Consider the following 17,104-nt stretch of genomic DNA (forward strand, 5'->3'; position numbering starts at 1 on the left):
TTTTGGGCGCGCCACATCTCGACACGTTCTTCGGTGTGGCACCACCTGAGTTGGCAGCAGAATTTGCAACGCTGAGTTTGGGAGCCGCCGCCGCAGGATGGGTTTTACTCGGATATGCGGTGGCCGCAATATTGCAACGTTTGGAGCGTTAGAGGCAGCGGCTAAAGCCTTGGCACCCGACCTTGCAGGCAAAGGCGCAAGCGCCCTGCGGCCTCCGCTTCGGTAATCCAGCCCTCCGGCGCATCTGCGTATAGTTGGAGCAGGCCCAGCATATCTTGTGTATCCTGCGCAGGATCGGCACCAGAAAAAAGATAGGTGGCCTTCTGCGCCCCTTGCAGCGCAAAGGCCACGGGAGACTGACACATGTTAAGACAAGAACAGGTCACAATCTCGACCTCCAAACCGCTGGCCTGCACCGCTTCGCTCAGCGTTGTAACCCATTTGGCCCCGAGCGCCGTCCCGCCTGGCTCCGCACAGGTATCACATATGGTCACACGATCTTTCAACATCGCCCCTTTTGGCTCACATCTGTTCGGCGTAAAGCACTCCTAACCCGATCACAAGGAATACTGACATGGTTATGAAGATCCCTGCAACTATCATCACTGGCTTTCTTGGCGCGGGCAAAACAACCCTCATTCGTCATATGTTGCAAAATGCACAGGGTCGCAGGATAGCCCTGATCATCAATGAGTTTGGCGATCTGGGTGTCGATGGTGATATCTTGAAAGGCTGTGGGGATGAAACCTGCCGCGAAGAAGATGTGATGGAGCTGTCCAATGGCTGCATCTGCTGCACGGTCGCCGATGACTTCATCCCCACGATGGAAAAGCTTCTGGCCCGGGAAGATAAACCCGACCAGATTGTGATTGAGACCAGCGGGCTGGCGCTGCCGCAACCTCTTGTGCGCGCCTTCAACTGGCCAGGCATCTCGACACAGGTGACGGTCGATGGGGTTGTGACTGTGGTCGATGGCAAGGCCGTGACCGAAGGCAGATTTGCCCATTCGGTTGCTGCGGTCGATGCGCAACGCAAGTTAGATGAAAATCTGGACCATGAAACGCCCTTATCTGAGCTTTTCGAAGATCAAATCGCCTGCGCCGATATGATTGTGGTGAACAAAACTGACCTGCTGGAGGTCTCTGAAGCCGAAGCTTTGGTTGACACTCTGCGCGAGTCCTCGCGCGATGGTGTGCAAGTGGTCACAACTGCCATGGGCAAATTGCCGGTTGATGTGCTTTTGGGACAAGGTATTGGCGCTGAGGGTGATCTTGAGGCCCGCCACGAACTGCACCACCACCATCATGATCACGACGAAGACCATGGAGACGATCATGATCATGACCATGATCACGACGCCTTTGAAAGCTTTGTTGTCACTCTCGGCGAGATCGCAGACACAAAGGCCTTTTCAGACCAGGTCAGCGCGATCATAGGCGAACATGATATTTTGCGCCTCAAAGGGTTCGCTGCCGTCTCTGGCAAACCGATGCGTCTGACCCTGCAAGCCGTCGGGCCACGGGTGGAGACCTATTTCGACCAGCCCTTCGGAGATATCGAGCGCGCCACACGCTTGGTTGTGATCGGCCAGGCTGGCTTGGATCATGCTGCGATTGAGACGGCGCTGAAATCCTGCGCGGCGGCGCAATAAACCATGATCGTGATCGAGCGCAGCGATCCAAAAGAGCCGCAGGCCACAGCTTTGCTGCAAGCCAGCCACGCGCTGATGCAATCGCTCTTTCCACCTGAGGACAATAGTTTTCTGTCTATCGAGGAGCTCTGCGCCGAAGAAGTCTGTTTCTTTACAGCGCGCAAAGGCACCCAGGTGCTTGCCACCGGCGCACTGGTCGTCAAGACAGGTTATGGCGAGATCAAATCCATGTTCGTAGATCCCAATGCGCGTGGGCAGGGGGTGGGCGATGCAATCGTGCGCGCGTTGCACGATTTGGCCCGCGAAAAGGGCTTGGGGTCATTAAAACTTGAAACCGGCAATTCTTTGCACGCTGCCCTCCGCCTCTACGCGCGGCACGGATTTACGCCCTGCGGTCCATTTGGCGATTACATTGCCAATGACAGCAGCATATTCATGACCAAAACCCTATGATTTTAAGGGGCGTTTTGACGGGCTTTCACAGCCGCCTTCATTCGCGCCAAAAGTTCGGCTTTCCCTTCGCTTTTGCCAAAGGGGTTTTTGCGACTGCCTTTCGCATTATGTTCGCTGTGCCGCGGTTTATTGCTGCCTTTCTTAATGGCGCCGGCGTCTTTATAATCCATGGTCTATCCTTTACATCGGCTCGAGGCCTCAGCGCCGCTGATGCCCCATTCGTAGCCCTTGAGCAAGACGGAACCGATTCATGCATCTATTAGCTGCCACCCCCGGATCTGTAGATGAGGGGCAAGAGCCCGTGGACCTCGGTCAAAGCCCTGCGGATGTTGTGTTCATCTCTGCGGCCGATACGGAACTGGCAGCCCTCTCGACCGCCCGCTCGGAAATGACAACCCCACCGGGATTGCGTTTGGCCAGCATGATGCACTTGCAGCATCCGATGTCGGTTGATTTGCATATCGACGCCTGCGCCTCCAAGGCGAAATTGGTGGTGGCTCGGGTGCTGGGCGGGGCGAGCTATTGGAAATATGGCTTCGAACAATATGCCGCCAGACTTGCCGATGCCGGCGTGGCCTTTGCTGCTCTTCCTGGGGACGACAAACCCGATCCAGATCTGCGCTTGTTTTCGACTGTCTCCGATCAAGACTACGATGCGCTTTGGGCCTATTTGGTAGAAGGCGGGCCGAAAAACTCAGTCAACTTCCTGAGCTATTGCCAATACATGATTGCCCAAGCCCCCAAGCCACAAGCAGCCGAACCGCTGCTGCGCGCCGGGGTCTATTGGCCAGGTGCCGGCATTTCGGACCTGTCTGCTGCGCAAACCCAGTGGACACAGGGCGCGCCGATCGTTCCGCTGATCTTTTATCGAGCCTTGGTGCAAGGGGCTGGGCTCAATCCGATCAACCGCATGACAAAAGCCTTGCTGCAGGCCGGGCTGAACCCCCTGCCGATTTTTGTTGCCTCGCTCAAAGACCCGATTTCTGTGGCCACTTTGGATCAACTCTTCCAAGCGGCTCCGCCCGAGGTGATCTTGAACTGCACCTCATTTGCCGTTGGAAACCCGCATGGGGACAGCAGCCCAAATAACCCGCTCACCGCCGCCTCAGCACGCCAAGCGCCTGTGCTGCAAGCCGTGCTGGCGGCCAGCACTGAGGCCAGCTGGGAGGAAGGCCTCAATGGGCTGTCTGCCCGCGACATCGCGATGAACGTGGCCCTGCCTGAAGTGGATGGGCGCATTTTGTCGCGCGCAATCAGTTTTAAGGGCGAGGCCTTTTTCGATGCGGCCACCGAATGCCCAATCGCAACCTATAAAGCGCGCGGAGATCGCGTTAGCTTTGTCGCAGCCCTCGCAGCCAACTGGGCCCAGTTGCGCAGAGCCGCGCCTGCGCAGCGGCAGGTCGCACTCATTCTAGCCAATTACCCCAATAAAGATGGCCGCCTCGCCAATGGGGTGGGGCTAGACACGCCCGCCTCCGCTGTTCATGCACTCGCGCTTATGCAACAGGCCGGTTATGGCGTGGAGAATGCGCCTGTGACAAGCACTGAATTGATGGCGCAAATCATGGCTGGTCCAACCAACTGGTTGACCGATCGCGCCACGCGCACCGGGGGCGTGCTTTTACCAATTGCCGATTACATTGCGCATTATCAGACCCTACCTTACGAGCTGCGCGCGCGGCTTGAGGAACGTTGGGGCGCACCGGAAAATGATCCGTTTTTCGACCCTGAGGAAGGCGGATACAAGCTCTCAATTCTGCGTTTCGGTAACGTCACTTTAGGCCTGCAACCTGCGCGCGGTTATAATATTGACCCGGTGGAAACCTATCATTCCCCAGATCTTATCCCGCCACACAATTATTTGGCCTTCTATTTTTGGATCCGGCATCACCAAAAGGCACAAGCGATTGTGCATATGGGTAAGCATGGTAACTTGGAATGGCTGCCGGGTAAGGCTTTGGCCATGAGTGAAAGCTGTTTGCCCGAGGCAATTTTGGGACCAATGCCGCATGTCTATCCCTTCATCGTCAATGACCCCGGCGAGGGCACCCAAGCCAAGCGGCGTGCGCAGGCGGTGATCATCGATCACCTCACCCCTCCCCTCACCCGCGCAGAAACCTATGGCCCGCTGCGAGACCTCGAAGCTTTGGTCGATGAATATTATGAAGCTGCTGGAATAGATCCGCGGCGGGTCGCACACCTCAGACGCGAGATCTTATCACTCACGGCCACCAGCGGCTTGGACAAAGACATCGGCTTTGAAGGTCACGAAGCCGGAGATCTGGCCAAGCTCGACGCCTATCTGTGCGAGTTAAAAGAGGCGCAAATTCGCGACGGGTTGCATATTTTTGGCCAGACCCCCGAAGGGGAGCAGCTGCGTGATCTGACCATCGCCCTGGCGCGCATTCCCCGCGGGTCCGGGCAGGGTGCGGATGCCTCCTTGCTGCGGGCCATGGCACAGGATCTCGGTTTGGAGTTTGACCCGCTCGATTGTGATCTCGCCGCGCCTTGGCACGGCGACAAGCATGGCCCTCTTTCTGACGTGAGTGCGGATATTTGGCGCACCACTGGCGATACGGTTGAGCGGCTAGAGCTTTTGGCACAGGCTTTGATGGACGGAAGCTGCGACACGCCCGGCAGCCAATCGGCGCAGGTTATGCAACATGTCCGCCAGAGCATCTCTCCCAAGGTGGCAGCTTGCGGCCCGATGGAGACGCAGGGGTTGCTTACGGCGCTTGATGGGAAATTCGTCCCCCCCGCCCCTTCGGGCGCGCCAACCCGCGGACGGCTCGATGTTTTGCCCACCGGGAGAAATTTCTATTCCGTGGACAGCCGCGCCGTGCCAACGCCGACCGCCTGGGCCTTGGGATGGAAATCGGCCAATCTGCTGATCGACAAACACCTGCAAGACCATGGCGACTGGCCGCGCGCCCTATTGCTGACGGCTTGGGGCACGGCCAATATGCGCACCGGCGGCGATGATATCGCACAATGTTTGGCCCTTATGGGCGTAAAACCAAAATGGGACAGTGCCAATCGCAGGGTCACAGGTTTCGAGGTGATCCCAGCAAGCACCCTCGGTCGGCCACGGGTCGATGTCACGTTGCGCATTTCTGGATTTTTTCGTGATGCTTTTCCCGGCTTGATAGATCTTGTGGACAGCGCCGCGCGGGCGGTTTTGGCTCTCGATGAATCTGAAGCGGTCAATCCGGCCAAAGCCAATGGCGCTGGCGCAAGGGTCTATGGCTCGAAACCCGGTGCCTATGGGGCAGGATTGCAGGCATTGATTGATGAGCGTATTTGGGACAGCCAGGCCGATTTTGGGGAGGCCTATCTGGAATGGGGCAGCTATGCCTATGGTAAAGGTCGCCAAGGCGCGCGCGACCGAGTCGGTTTTGAAACGCGGCTGGGTCAAGTGGACGCCATTGTGCAAAACCAAGACAACCGCGAGCATGATCTGCTGGACAGTGATGATTACTATCAATTCGAAGGCGGCGCGGCAGCGGCTGTGCAAAGCCTGCAAGGGCAAGCCCGACCGATTTACCACAATGACCATTCACGCCCCGAACGCCCCCTCATCCGCAGCTTAGATGATGAGATGGCGCGCGTGATCCGTTCACGTGTGCTCAACCCCAAATGGATCAATGGCGTGAAACGCCACGGGTACAAAGGTGCCTTTGAGATCGCCGCGACCGTCGATTACATGTTCGCCTTTGCCGCAACCACCGGTGCTGTGAAATCGCACCATTTCGACGCGGTGGAGGCGGCCTTTCTTGAAGATGACGACACCCGAGACTTCATCGCTGAAGCAAATGGGCCCGCCCTGCGTGAGATTGCCCAGCGCCTGCAAGAGGCGATTGATCGTGACCTCTGGCAGCCGCGGTCAAACTCGGCCCGAGCGCGCATTGCCGGGCTGCTCTAGCCAGACGGCTCCGTGCCGCCCGACCATTGATCCAAAACATAGCGCGCGGTCATCAGGTCTAAATGCGCGCCGCCACCGTTCTTAAACACTGTGATGTCATCCGGCCCGGCTTGAAAGCTATTCAAATCATAGTAATCCGCCCGCAGATGACTGCGGTCAATTGCGCCGCTGTCCAGAGGAATTTTCAGCTCACCAATATGCCCCAATGTGGTGTCAAAGCTGTCAACGAAAAGCTTCGATTTTTGCAATGCCGCATCATCGGCTTCACGCATATCGGGCCGATAAGCGCCGATCATGTTCAGATGTTGCCCCGGGTCGCAACCAATCGCCGTGAATGATCGGCGCCGTGGTCATGGTGCAGGTTAAAATAATATCGGCGGCCACGACAGCGCTTTGCAAATCCGTTACCACACGGGCACCGGTGTCTTGCGCAAACACCTCCGCCGCCTGCGGGCTTCGGTTCCAGATGCTAAAACGGGCCTGGGGAAATCCGGCGCTGAAGGCCTCCACCAAGGAGCGGCCAACGGTGCCTGCGCCCACTATCAATATCTCCCGCGCCCCTGCCGGAGCCAGTGCCAAAGCCGCCATCAAACTGTCGCCTGCGGTTTTCCACTTGGTAATCAGGTGAAAATCAATCACCGCGGCAAGTTCCCCCGTGGCATCATCAAACAACATCACTCCGCCGCCGATCATCGGCTGACCGCTTTCGCGGTTGCCCGGGAAGACTGTCGCGGTTTTGGTCAAGAGGCCCATGCCATCAATCCAAGCGGAACGGCTCAAAAGCGTGTCGCGCCCACGATATAAAAACAGATCCTCGATCTCAGCCTTGGGAGCCTGATGGCCCGCCTGCAAAGCGGTGACCAAATCCAACCAGTCGAGCCGCTCTTGGCCGGCTTCAAAGGGGATCATAGCCGGGGTCACTGGGCCTGCTCCGGAGCCAACAGCCCAGCGGCCACCAAACAATCGGCCCAAGCTTGCGAGTTGACAAAGTGATGCGTTTGCCAACCGCGGCTCGCAGCCATCGCAATATTGTCCGCGCGGTCATCTGCAAAGAGCAACCGCTCCGGCGGCACCCCGCAATCTTGCTCTAACATCTGGTAAATCATCGGATCAGGTTTGATAACCCGCATGCGGCCCGAGACATATTCGCGGTCAAATTCACCCAAAAAGTCATAGTGGCTTTGCGCGTAGGCGAAGCTCTCAACTCCGAAATTGGTCAGCGTAAAGACCGGTACGCCTGCAGATTTCAGCGCCCGCAGCAAACGCACGGAATGGTCAATTGGCGGCGCGGCCAGCTTTATCCAATTGTCATGCCAATCGCGGATTTCCGCCCGCCATTCCGGATTGGCCTCTGCTGTGGCATAGATCACATCTTTGAAGCCTTCCCCCAAATCAATACGGTCGTTCATCGCATGCAGGTCTACGGCGGCAAACATGGCTTTGCGGCGCTCAGGGCCGATGGTCCGGTCAAAATAGTGCTCCGGATGCCATTCCAGCAACACATTTCCAATATCAAAAACAACGGCCTCAACGGTCATGACATCTCCTCGCTTTGCATAAGTGCTAGCGTGGTGAATTGGGCGGCGCAACCCTTGGCCTTGCGTTCACGCGTTCACGCCAAACGGTGACCAAACCTGAGATCAAGACCAGACTCATGCCAGACCACTCATACAGATCCGGCCATTCTGCAAACAGCAAATAACCAAGTATAGTCGCGTAAACGAGACTGGTATATTCAAAAGGCGCCACCAGAGCCGCCTCCGCCACCCGGTAAGCTTGGCTAATAGCCGCACCGCCAACGGTGACCCCGATGCCAATAAATACCATGAGAGATAAATCCGCCCAACTGGGCCACTGCCAAGCACGCAGCAAAAATTCGACTGAGCGGTGCCCATCGCCGGCAAAGCCGCCCTGCCCAAGGGTCAAGCCGATCACCGTGGTCACAACCAAAAACACCAGCGGAACATAGAAGGTCAGCGACATAAGTGTCTCCGTCTGACCAATCTTGCGCGTTAAAATATGAAAGGACGCATAGCACAGCGCCGCGAGGGCCGGGAGTATCGAGGTCAAAGTAAACGCATCCGTGCCAGGTCGCACGATGAGCAAGACCCCAATGAGCCCAACCACAACCGCCAACCACCTCCATTTCCCCACGGTCTCCCCAAGAAAAATCACTGAGAAAATCGTGATTAAAAACGGAGCAATAAAGAATATCGCCACGACGATTGCCAAGGGCAAATCTGCCAGCGCCATGTAAAAAAACAAATTGGCTGCTACCACGAACAGCGCTCGGACCAGATGCAGCCCAAGCCTTTGTGTGCGCAACGCTCCATATCCGCCGCTGAAGGGAATAATGACTATCATCAGAGAGCAACACGCCTGTCAGCGAGCGCGTAAACACGATTTGATGCAGCGCGTAGCCATCGGACAGAAATTTAATCAGCGTATCGTTGACCGAAAATATCAAAGACGCGAGAAGCGCCCAAAGCGCACCCGTTGGCGTTTTTCTGTGTTCCATTGCTCACCGCTACGCCCAGTTTGACGACAGGTCTGCTCCAAATACGACCCGACCAATGACGCGAAACGCCTGTCAAACTCTCATGCACTCAGCGCCGCAAGGCTTGGTCCAAGGCATTTAGAAACCGAGAGCGATCAGTTTTTGTAAACCCTTTGCCGCCGCCCTGGCGAAAAGGATCAGCGGCGCGCAGATCGTACATGAGATCGCGCGTGGCCAGCGCATTACCAATATTGGCCTGGGTCAATGGCTCGCCATTCGGCTTGAGCACCTGCGCTCCGGCCTCAACCGCTTTGGCAGCGAGTGGGATGTCGGTGGTGATCACGATATCGCCTGGTCCCGCCTGCTCAGCGATCCACATATCAGCAACATCTGGCCCAGCATCGACAACCACCAAGTCGACAAGCGGATTGGCCGAGGGGCGTATCCCACCATTGCAAACAAGCTTCACGCCGACTTTGTGCCGAGTCGCCACCTGCTCCACTTCAGCCTTCACCGGGCATGCATCCGCGTCCACATAAATCACGATGGCTGGCCTGTGGCGACTTTTAACTCTTCAGGAATGGGCATGCGATTAAACGCGTCCAGCCCAGCAATTTTATAGGCCTCCGCCAATGTCGGATAATTGAACGTATTTTGTACGAAATAATCAACCGTACCTTTCAGGTTCAGCACCGCTTGCGCGATATGGATCAGCTCCGTTGCTCCTTCGCCGACAATTTGCACCCCCAGAACCCGGCGGGTTTTTAGTGAAAACAATATCTTTAACATCCCATGTTCCAACCCCATGATATGCCCGCGCGAAGTTTCACGAAACCGCGCAATGCCAACCTCATAAGGAATACCGCGCGATTGGGTTTCCTCTTCGCTCATACCACAGGTCGAGATTTCCGGCACGGAATAGATCCCATACGGAAACCATGGGCTTTCTGGCAGGCTCGGGGTGTCCAGCGCATGACACGCCGCCACGCGTCCCTGCTGCAAGCTGGTTGACGCCAACGAGGGGTGACCAATGACGTCCCCCACCGCATAGATATGCGGCACCTCTGTTTGATAACTCTTACGATCCACACGCAACCGGCCGCGGTGGTCGGTCTTGAGACCCGCCGCTTCGAGACCCAAACGCTGCGTTGCGCCCATGCGTCCGGCTGCAAAGAGCAGCATTTCTGCGCGCACGTGACGGCCATTTTCAAGCGCAACCTCCACATGGCTGTCGCAATCCTCTATCTTTGCCACCGCTGAGCCAAGCCGCAGATCAACACCGTTCTCGCGGATTTCATGGGTAAATTCCTGTATCAAAGTCTTATCGATGAAGTCCAAGAAAGTTTCCCGCGGCTCAATCAAGGTCACTTTCACATCCAGGGCAGAAAACATTGTGGCATATTCCACACCGATCACCCCGGCACCAACGACAATCAAAGATCGTGGAATTTGCGACATCTCCAAAAATTCATCACTGTCCAAAATGGAGGTGCCATTAAACGGAACAGAGTCAGGCCGATAGGTATAGGTGCCGGTGGCAATCAGAACATGCGCCGCAGAAACAGTGGTGACTTCTCCATTGTCGGCGGTGACTTCCACCTCATGCGGGCTGATGAACCGCGCCAAACCGCTCATGGTATCCACATGATTTCGATTGAACTGATGCTCAAGCACGTCCACCTCATAATCCAGGGTCTTATGCAGGCGCATCTTGAGATCGTCCGCGCCAATCTCATCTTTCACGCGATAGGACCGCCCGTAAAAGCTTCTCTCGCGCCATCCTGAGAGGTTGAGCACCGTCTCGCGCAGGGTTTTGGAGGGGATTGTGCCCGTATGGACCGATACGCCACCGAAACGATCCTTGCGATCGATCACCAAAACCCGCCGCTTGAGTTTGCCCGCCTGTATCGCCGCCGCGCGACCGCCGGGGCCTGAGCCAATAATTACCAAATCATATTGCGTCATAGGTCACTCCGCATAAAGCGCTTCGGCATGAAAAGCGACGTGATCTTCCATAAAGCTCGAAACGAAAAAATAGGAATGATCATAGCCTTTTTGCATCCGAAAATGCCCGTCTTGGCGACGCTTGGCCATGGCAAAGGCGAGGGTTTCAGGTTTGAGGAGCTCCAAAAATTGATCTTGAGTGCCCGTATCAATGAGTACGGGCCCGTCAAAACCCACGTCCAGCATTTGATGACTGGCGTCATGCGGTTGCCAGAGGTTTTGATCCACGCCCAAGTAACTGGTAAACTGCTTTTGGCCCCAGTCCGAACCGATTGGATTGCAAATGGGGGAAAAGGCCGAAACACTGCGGTATTGACCCGGCCTTCCCATCGCAAGGGTCAGCGCCCCATGCCCGCCCATGGAATGGCCCGTGATGGATTGGCGCTCCAAATCAACAGCGAAGGCGCGCCCCAGCACCGCCGGGAGCTCTTCGGCTATGTAGTCCCACATATGAAAATGCGCGTCCCATGGCTGTTGTGTAGCGTTGACATAAAATCCAGCGCCTTGCCCAAGATCATAGGCCGCGTCATCGGCCACATCCGCGCCGCGCGGAGATGTGTCAGGAAACACCAAGGCAATCCCCTCTTGCGCCGCCCAAGCCTGCGCACCCGCTTTGGTCATGGCATTCTCATGGGTACAGGTCAGACCTGACAAATACCACAGCACGGGCACCGGGCCGCGCTTGGCCTCTTCGGGCAGAAACAAGACCGAAGGTCATCTCCCCCCCACAACTGTCCGATGCATGGGCATAGACCCCCTGCGTTCCACCGAAACACGCGTTTTCAGATTTGATTTCCATGGAAAACCCCTTAGCAAATGTCACTTGGTGAAAACGCAATTCGCTTCGTTTTGCAAGGGCCAAGCTCCCAGATCACAGCAGAGCCCTGCCAAAGTAGAGGATTAGCTGTAGAGGATGCTGACCCAAGCGATAACTAAAGACACCGTCACCACCGAAGCGACGGTCGACAGAAAGATTGATGCCGACACCCGCTGCGGCGCGACCTCATAATGCGTTGCCAAAATAAAGATATTGCCCGCAACAGGCAAAGCCGTCGCTGCAATCAAAACCGCAGCGGGATAGGCCGCAACCGGAAAAATAAACAGCGCGGCAATCGCCACGGCCGCCGGATGTAAGATCAACTTACAAAATGCCAGCCAACTGGCCACAGAGAGCCGCTCAGCGGATTTTCTGGCCAAGGACGCGCCAATAGCAAACAGCGCACCGGGCGTTGCAGCCGCCCCCAAAATGTCGAAGAATTCTGAGGCGGGCGCCGGCAAGCTGACCCCCGATGACGAACAAAGCAAACCGGAAGCCATCGCCATAATCATCGGATTTTTGATCAGACCAAGTCCGACCGTGCGCAGCACCCCAAAGCTCATACGCCCATCGCGTGAGCCAACAATTAAAATCACAATCAAACTGCCAAACACCAGCTGGTCGATGGCCAGCACCAACATCACCCAAAGCACAGCCTCCGGCCCCATCAACATGGCCAACATCGGAATGCCCAAAAATCCGACATTGCCAATGGTGGCGCATTGCGCCTCCACTGCCGCCTCGGCCACGTTGCGTCGCCGCAGCATCGCCACACCGGTCGCCAGCAGATAGATCAAAAATGAGGCGGAGAGATACGCGGAAATGAAGGGAACATTGATCAAATCCACAAAGGATAGGTTGGCAGAAAACCGGATAATCATCGCCGGCAAGGCAAAATAAAACACAAATTTCGTGAGATAGGCGGTGGCCACCTCCGGAAAAAATGCCGTCCGCGCCGCGCCATAGCCGAGCCCAACGATGGCAAAGAAGGGCAATGTTTTGAGAAGAACGTCAATCATCGAAGGGTACACTTCATGCGAAAAGGGCGCACCGTGCGCCCTTTCACATTAGCCCTAATTTCAACAGGTGAAAGCCCGAAAACCGGCAAGGCGCCTTAAAATTCGACGACAGCGCGGATGGATTTGCCTGCGTGCATCAGATCAAAGCCCTTGTTGATGTCTTCCAAAGGCATGGTGTGGGTAATCATTGGATCTATCTCAATTTTACCGTCCATGTACCAATCCACAATCTTTGGCACATCCGTGCGCCCCCGTGCACCGCCAAACGCCGTGCCGCGCCACACGCGGCCGGTCACCAGCTGGAAAGGACGGGTGCTGATCTCTGCTCCAGCAGGTGCCACACCGATGATCACGCTTTCCCCCCAGCCTTTATGGGCCGATTCCAGAGCTGTGCGCATCACACCCACATTGCCTGTTGCATCAAAGGTATAATCTGCCCCACCACCGGTCAGCGCGACCAAATGCGCGACCAAATCACCGCTCACCTCAGTTGGATTGACAAAATCTGTCATACCAAAGCGGCAGGCCATCTCAATCTTGCCGGGATTGAGATCCACACCGACAATCTGATCTGCCCCAGCCAGTCGCAAGCCTTGAATCACATTCAAGCCAATACCGCCCAGCCCAAAGACAATCGCCGTGCTGCCAATCTCCACCTTTGCCGTATTGATCACCGCCCCAATGCCTGTGGTCACACCACAGCCGATATAACAAATCTTATCAAACGGGGCATCGGGACGCACTTTGGCCAAAGCGATTTCTGGTAAAACAGTATGATTGGCAAAGGTGGAACAGCCCATGTAATGCAAAATCGGCGTGCCATCGAGCATCGAAAACCGGCTCGTGCCGTCTGGCATCAAACCCTGCCCTTGGGTGCTGCGGATGGCTTGGCACAGATTGGTTTTGGGATTGAGGCAATATTCACATGTGCGGCACTCTGGCGTGTAAAGAGGAATGACATGATCGCCAGGTTTCAAGCTGGTGACACCCGGACCACATTCCACCACGACCCCTGCGCCCTCATGGCCCAAAATCGCAGGAAACAGCCCCTCGGGATCAGCGCCAGATAGGGTGAATTCATCCGTGTGGCAAATACCCGTAGCTTTGATTTCGACCAAAACCTCGCCGGCCTTTGGTCCTTCGAGATTGACCTCCATGATTTCAAGTGGTTTGCCGGCTTCCATGGCCACCGCAGCACGTGTTCGCATCCTGTAACTCCTCATGTTTTTTCAAACATTAGGGCAGTCGCCCACGGTATGACAACCACTATTATACCCGGTGATAAGGGCCACCGGCCAGGATGGAAGCTGCGCGATAGAGCTGTTCGGACAGCATGACGCGCACCAGCATATGGGGCCAAACCATCTTGCCAAAACTAAGTACCGACTGCGCGCGTTGCAGGACTGCGGGATCCAGACCATCTGCCCCACCGATAACAAAGATCAACTCGCTGGGCGCGGCATCACGAATTTGAGAAAGATGCGCAGCAAAATCTGGAGAGCTCTGCAACTTGCCCCGCTCATCCAGGGCAATCACTGCTGCCCCTTGCGGAATGGCCTTGAGCAACAAAGCCGCTTCAGCCGCCTTGCCGCCGCCTTTTTTGTCTTCCAATTCGGTCAGCTCAACCGGCCCGAGACCCAACGGGCGACCGCTGCGGTTGAACCGAGCGACATAATCTTCAATGAGATCTTTTTCTGGCCCGTTGCGCAGGCGGCCCATGGCGAGAATGCGCAGGCGCATTAGGCCTCAGTCGGGCTTGGCGCTCCAGGCTCGAGCCACATTTGGTCCAACTGATAAAATTCGCGCACTTCCGGGCGGAACACATGAACGATGACATCACCTGTGTCCACAAGCACCCAATCGCCGGTGCCCTTGCCTTCCACTTTAGACAGAATTCCAAGATCATCTTTTAAGCGACTTTTCAGCTTTTCAGAAATGGCAGCGACTTGGCGCGTAGAGCGCCCCGAACAGATCACCATATGATCGCCAATCTCAGAGATGCCTCGCAAATCAATTTGCACGACATCTTCGGCTTTATCATCTTCTAGGGATTTTAAGACGGCGGCCAAAATAGCATCGCTCGTAACACTCGAATGGCCATTGGCCAAATTGAGCGCGGATCCTTCCGCGTCAGACGTCAAAGACAGGACCATGTCCTCCAAAAAAATCGCCGCAACATCCCGGCGCCGGGTTTTTAGTGTTTAGCAGCCTAAATCAGATTCCTCAATCACCTGCTTTAATCGGGCAAAAATGGCTGTGATCCCGCTACAAACTTACGGATGTTTCGCCCAAAGCATCTTGTATGCCGGATCTTGCACCTGCGATGGGCAAACGCAGGCAAATCTCAACCTCGGCCAATCAGGCAAGGCCAAAGGCATGCGATTCGACAGTTTCGGGTGAATTTGTCACGCTTTGGACGGACTGTCAGGCGATGTGCTGGAACTCAAAGAAGCGCCCACCCCGGCCGTTAAATAGCCGTGAACCCGAACATCTGGAGGCTTGTGCCGGACCTTGGGCCGAGGTATTCAGCAGCATGAGCATGAGTATGGTTTTCGATATCGCCGACAGAGCGCGCCTGCCTTGGCGCTTTTTTGGTGTTGCGAAATCCAACCTGCGGCCGCGCCGAAACGGCTAAATCCCTTTGAAAGACACGACAGATTTGACGAACAATAAAAGGAACGCCTCACATGGCCCCTAAAACACTCTACGATAAAATTTGGGACGCACATGTCGCCCATGAAGCCGACGACGGCACCTGCCTGCTCTATATCGACCGCCATTTGGTCCACGAAGTGACCAGCCCCCAGGCCTTTGAAGGGTTGCGGATGAATGGCCGGACGGTGCGCGCGCCAGAAAAAACTATCGCTGTGCCCGATCACAACGTGCCCACAACCTTGGACCGTCTGAAGGGCATAGAAAACGAAGAAAGCCGCATCCAGGTCGAAGCGCTGGACACCAACGCACGTGAGTTCGGGCTTGTCTATTACCCGGTGGATGACGTGCGCCAGGGCATCGTGCATATCATTGGCCCGGAGCAGGGCTGGACCTTGCCAGGAATGACCATTGTCTGCGGCGACAGCCACACCGCCACCCATGGCGCCTTTGGCGCGCTAGCCCATGGCATCGGCACCTCTGAGGTGGAGCATGTTCTCGCCACACAAACTTTGATTCAGAAAAAATCAAAAAATATGAAGGTTGAAATCACCGGCAAATTGAGCCCGGGCGTGACTGCGAAAGATATCACCCTGGCGGTGATTGGCGAGACCGGCACGGCCGGCGGCACAGGCTACGTGATTGAGTATTGTGGCGAGGCCATTCGCAGCCTCTCAATGGAAGGCCGCATGACGGTGTGCAACATGGCCATTGAAGGCGGCGCACGCGCAGGTCTCATCGCGCCAGATCAGACCACATTCGACTATTGCAAAGGCCGCCCCAATGCCCCCACAGGCGAAACATGGGAGGCCGCGCTGGCCTATTGGAAAACACTTCATTCCGACGATGATGCACATTTCGACAAGGTCTTGACCTTGAAGGGTGAAGATATCGCCCCTGTGGTCACTTGGGGCACCAGCCCGGAAGATGTCTTGCCGATCACCGCAAGGGTGCCGGCAGCACAGGATTTCTCCGGCGGCAAAATCGAAGCGGCCCAGCGCAGCCTTGACTATATGGGCCTTACGGCTGGAACAGCCTTGTGTGACATTGAGATTGATACCGTCTTCATCGGATCTTGCACCAATGGGCGGATTGAAGATCTGCGCGCGGCAGCGGAGATTTTGAAGGGTCGCAAGATCAAAGAGGGCATGCGCGCGATGGTCGTGCCGGGCTCAGGTTTGGTGCGTGCCCAGGCGGAAAAAGAGGGGCTGGCGGACATCTTCATAGAAGCCGGTTTCGAATGGCGCCTGGCTGGATGCTCGATGTGTCTGGCGATGAACCCCGACCAATTACAACCGGGCGAACGCTGTGCGGCCACATCAAACCGCAATTTTGAGGGCCGCCAAGGCCGCGGTGGACGTACACATTTGATGAGCCCAGCCATGGCTGCAGCCGCGGCTCTGACTGGAAAATTGGTTGATGTGCGGGAGATGATCTGATGGAAAAATTTGAAAAATTGACCGCAATTGCGGCGCCCATGCCTTTGATCAATATCGATACCGATATGATCATTCCCAAACAATTTTTGAAAACCATCAAACGCTCTGGGCTCGGCGTCAGTGCCTTCCATGAGATGCGCTACAATCTAGATGGCAGCGAAAACCCTGACTTTGTGCTAAACCATGAGGCTTATAAAGGCGTCAATATCCTTGTTGCGGGTGACAATTTCGGTTGCGGATCGTCACGCGAACATGCGCCCTGGGCGTTGCTTGATTTTGGTATTCGCTGCGTGATCTCCACCAGCTTTGCCGATATTTTCTACAACAACTGCTTTAAAAACGGTATTTTGCCTGTGGTTGTCACTGAAGACGAGCTGCAACTGCTGATGAAGGATGCCGAAAAAGGCAGCAATGCACGAATGGTTGTTGATCTGGAAAACCAGCAGATTGAGACCTCTGACGGTGAGGTGATCTCCTTCGATGTGGATCAACACCGCAAGCATTGCTTGATCAATGGCCTCGACGACATCGGCCTATCGATGGAAAAAATTGCATCTATCGATGCCTTCGAAGCGCAAATGGCGCAACGGGCGCCTTGGGTCTAATATCTTTGGCCAGCCAGAAATTGGCTGGCCAAATCAACCCCATCC

The 17,104-nt window shown here is 55.8% G+C and carries 16 protein-coding genes and 2 pseudogenes; 6 read left to right on the forward strand and 12 right to left on the reverse strand.

The features are described from left to right. Positions 1-161: 161 nt before the first annotated feature. Entirely contained in the window at positions 162-506 is a 345-nt protein-coding gene (locus tag ABLW18_RS12345; RefSeq protein ID WP_347825086.1) for a DUF1636 family protein, read from the reverse strand. 68 nt (positions 507-574) lie between these two features. Here ABLW18_RS12345 and cobW point away from each other — a divergent pair, with 68 nt between their 5' ends. Both cobW and ABLW18_RS12355 read left to right on the forward strand, forming a co-directional pair. Beyond that, positions 575-1,651, forward strand: a complete 1,077-nt coding sequence (gene cobW / locus ABLW18_RS12350) for a cobalamin biosynthesis protein CobW (protein ID WP_347825087.1) — start codon at positions 575-577, stop codon at positions 1,649-1,651. 3 nt (positions 1,652-1,654) lie between these two features. Further along, entirely contained in the window at positions 1,655-2,104 is a 450-nt protein-coding gene (locus ABLW18_RS12355) for a GNAT family N-acetyltransferase (protein WP_347825088.1), read from the forward strand. A gap of 2 nt (positions 2,105-2,106) precedes the next feature. On the opposite strand, the gene ABLW18_RS12360 is transcribed toward ABLW18_RS12355, so the two are convergent. Then, a complete protein-coding gene (locus tag ABLW18_RS12360) occupies positions 2,107-2,274 on the reverse strand; it encodes a hypothetical protein (protein WP_347825089.1) in 168 nt (55 codons plus the stop codon). Between the two features lie 80 nt (positions 2,275-2,354). Between ABLW18_RS12360 and cobN the strand changes: the two genes are divergently transcribed. After that, positions 2,355-6,026 (forward strand): cobaltochelatase subunit CobN, encoded by a 3,672-nt coding sequence (gene cobN / locus ABLW18_RS12365; RefSeq protein ID WP_347825090.1) that lies wholly within the window; start codon positions 2,355-2,357, stop codon positions 6,024-6,026. Here the strand turns inward: cobN and ABLW18_RS12370 are convergent. The 10 genes and pseudogenes from ABLW18_RS12370 to rsfS form a co-directional block, all read right to left on the reverse strand. Further along, positions 6,023-6,935, reverse strand: a pseudogene (locus ABLW18_RS12370) (NAD(P)-binding domain-containing protein). The gene cobN and the pseudogene ABLW18_RS12370 sit on opposite strands and share 4 nt — an antisense overlap. An 8-nt stretch (positions 6,936-6,943) precedes the next feature. After that, complete coding sequence (locus ABLW18_RS12375) at positions 6,944-7,564, reverse strand: HAD family phosphatase (protein WP_347825091.1); 621 nt, start codon at positions 7,562-7,564, stop codon at positions 6,944-6,946. 25 nt (positions 7,565-7,589) lie between these two features. Beyond that, positions 7,590-8,390 carry a DMT family transporter gene (locus ABLW18_RS12380; protein WP_347825092.1) on the reverse strand — a complete coding sequence of 267 codons (801 nt, stop codon included), beginning with the start codon at positions 8,388-8,390 and terminating at the stop codon, positions 7,590-7,592. A 242-nt stretch (positions 8,391-8,632) separates the two neighbouring features. Further along, positions 8,633-9,070 carry a YaiI/YqxD family protein gene (locus ABLW18_RS12385; protein WP_347825133.1) on the reverse strand — a complete coding sequence of 146 codons (438 nt, stop codon included), beginning with the start codon at positions 9,068-9,070 and terminating at the stop codon, positions 8,633-8,635. Next, positions 9,064-10,488 carry a Si-specific NAD(P)(+) transhydrogenase gene (sthA, locus tag ABLW18_RS12390; protein WP_347825093.1) on the reverse strand — a complete coding sequence of 475 codons (1,425 nt, stop codon included), beginning with the start codon at positions 10,486-10,488 and terminating at the stop codon, positions 9,064-9,066. The genes ABLW18_RS12385 and sthA overlap by 7 nt, the downstream gene beginning before the upstream one ends. Before the next feature lie 3 nt (positions 10,489-10,491). Further along, positions 10,492-11,326, reverse strand: a pseudogene (gene fghA / locus ABLW18_RS12395) (S-formylglutathione hydrolase). A gap of 101 nt (positions 11,327-11,427) precedes the next feature. After that, positions 11,428-12,363: an AEC family transporter gene (locus tag ABLW18_RS12400; RefSeq protein WP_347825094.1), complete on the reverse strand. Its 936-nt coding sequence runs from the start codon at positions 12,361-12,363 to the stop codon at positions 11,428-11,430. Positions 12,364-12,458: 95 nt separating this feature from the next. Continuing rightward, positions 12,459-13,571 carry an S-(hydroxymethyl)glutathione dehydrogenase/class III alcohol dehydrogenase gene (locus tag ABLW18_RS12405; RefSeq protein ID WP_347825095.1) on the reverse strand — a complete coding sequence of 371 codons (1,113 nt, stop codon included), beginning with the start codon at positions 13,569-13,571 and terminating at the stop codon, positions 12,459-12,461. Between the two features lie 61 nt (positions 13,572-13,632). Beyond that, positions 13,633-14,103, reverse strand: coding sequence for a 23S rRNA (pseudouridine(1915)-N(3))-methyltransferase RlmH (gene rlmH, locus ABLW18_RS12410; RefSeq protein WP_347825096.1), 471 nt, complete (start codon positions 14,101-14,103; stop codon positions 13,633-13,635). Then, positions 14,103-14,516 carry a ribosome silencing factor gene (gene rsfS / locus ABLW18_RS12415; RefSeq protein WP_347825097.1) on the reverse strand — a complete coding sequence of 138 codons (414 nt, stop codon included), beginning with the start codon at positions 14,514-14,516 and terminating at the stop codon, positions 14,103-14,105. Before rsfS ends, rlmH begins: the two co-directional genes overlap by 1 nt. Before the next feature lie 149 nt (positions 14,517-14,665). Here rsfS and ABLW18_RS12420 point away from each other — a divergent pair, with 149 nt between their 5' ends. From ABLW18_RS12420 to leuD, 3 genes are read left to right on the forward strand one after another with little or no spacing between them, the layout of a single operon-like run. Further along, the gene (locus tag ABLW18_RS12420) at positions 14,666-14,998 is read left to right on the forward strand and encodes a hypothetical protein (protein ID WP_347825098.1); all 333 of its coding nucleotides are present in this window, start codon (positions 14,666-14,668) and stop codon (positions 14,996-14,998) included. A 52-nt stretch (positions 14,999-15,050) separates the two neighbouring features. Further along, positions 15,051-16,454, forward strand: a complete 1,404-nt coding sequence (leuC, locus tag ABLW18_RS12425) for a 3-isopropylmalate dehydratase large subunit (RefSeq protein WP_347825099.1) — start codon at positions 15,051-15,053, stop codon at positions 16,452-16,454. Then, positions 16,454-17,059 carry a 3-isopropylmalate dehydratase small subunit gene (gene leuD, locus ABLW18_RS12430; RefSeq protein ID WP_347825100.1) on the forward strand — a complete coding sequence of 202 codons (606 nt, stop codon included), beginning with the start codon at positions 16,454-16,456 and terminating at the stop codon, positions 17,057-17,059. Before leuC ends, leuD begins: the two co-directional genes overlap by 1 nt. Positions 17,060-17,104: the final 45 nt, after the last annotated feature.

Origin of the sequence: uncultured Planktomarina sp. (genome assembly GCA_943788425.1) — a bacterium.
Taxonomy (GTDB): Bacteria; Pseudomonadota; Alphaproteobacteria; order Rhodobacterales; family Rhodobacteraceae; genus Planktomarina.

Bases quoted from the DNA above. Each gene is read 5' to 3' on its own strand.
- cobW (WP_347825087.1), top strand. From the start codon at position 575: ATGGTTATGAAGATCCCTGCAACTATCATCACTGGCTTTCTTGGCGCG.
- ABLW18_RS12355 (WP_347825088.1), top strand. From the start codon at position 1,655: ATGATCGTGATCGAGCGCAGCGATCCAAAAGAGCCGCAGGCCACAGCT.
- ABLW18_RS12420 (WP_347825098.1), top strand. From the start codon at position 14,666: ATGCCGGATCTTGCACCTGCGATGGGCAAACGCAGGCAAATCTCAACC.
- sthA (WP_347825093.1), bottom strand. From the start codon at position 10,488: ATGACGCAATATGATTTGGTAATTATTGGCTCAGGCCCCGGCGGTCGC.
- rlmH (WP_347825096.1), bottom strand. From the start codon at position 14,103: ATGCGCCTGCGCATTCTCGCCATGGGCCGCCTGCGCAACGGGCCAGAA.
- leuD (WP_347825100.1), top strand. From the start codon at position 16,454: ATGGAAAAATTTGAAAAATTGACCGCAATTGCGGCGCCCATGCCTTTG.
- ABLW18_RS12400 (WP_347825094.1), bottom strand. From the start codon at position 12,363: ATGATTGACGTTCTTCTCAAAACATTGCCCTTCTTTGCCATCGTTGGG.
- ABLW18_RS12380 (WP_347825092.1), bottom strand. From the start codon at position 8,390: ATGATAGTCATTATTCCCTTCAGCGGCGGATATGGAGCGTTGCGCACA.
- rsfS (WP_347825097.1), bottom strand. From the start codon at position 14,516: ATGGTCCTGTCTTTGACGTCTGACGCGGAAGGATCCGCGCTCAATTTG.
- ABLW18_RS12405 (WP_347825095.1), bottom strand. From the start codon at position 13,571: ATGCGAACACGTGCTGCGGTGGCCATGGAAGCCGGCAAACCACTTGAA.
- ABLW18_RS12375 (WP_347825091.1), bottom strand. From the start codon at position 7,564: ATGACCGTTGAGGCCGTTGTTTTTGATATTGGAAATGTGTTGCTGGAA.
- ABLW18_RS12360 (WP_347825089.1), bottom strand. From the start codon at position 2,274: ATGGATTATAAAGACGCCGGCGCCATTAAGAAAGGCAGCAATAAACCG.
- cobN (WP_347825090.1), top strand. From the start codon at position 2,355: ATGCATCTATTAGCTGCCACCCCCGGATCTGTAGATGAGGGGCAAGAG.
- leuC (WP_347825099.1), top strand. From the start codon at position 15,051: ATGGCCCCTAAAACACTCTACGATAAAATTTGGGACGCACATGTCGCC.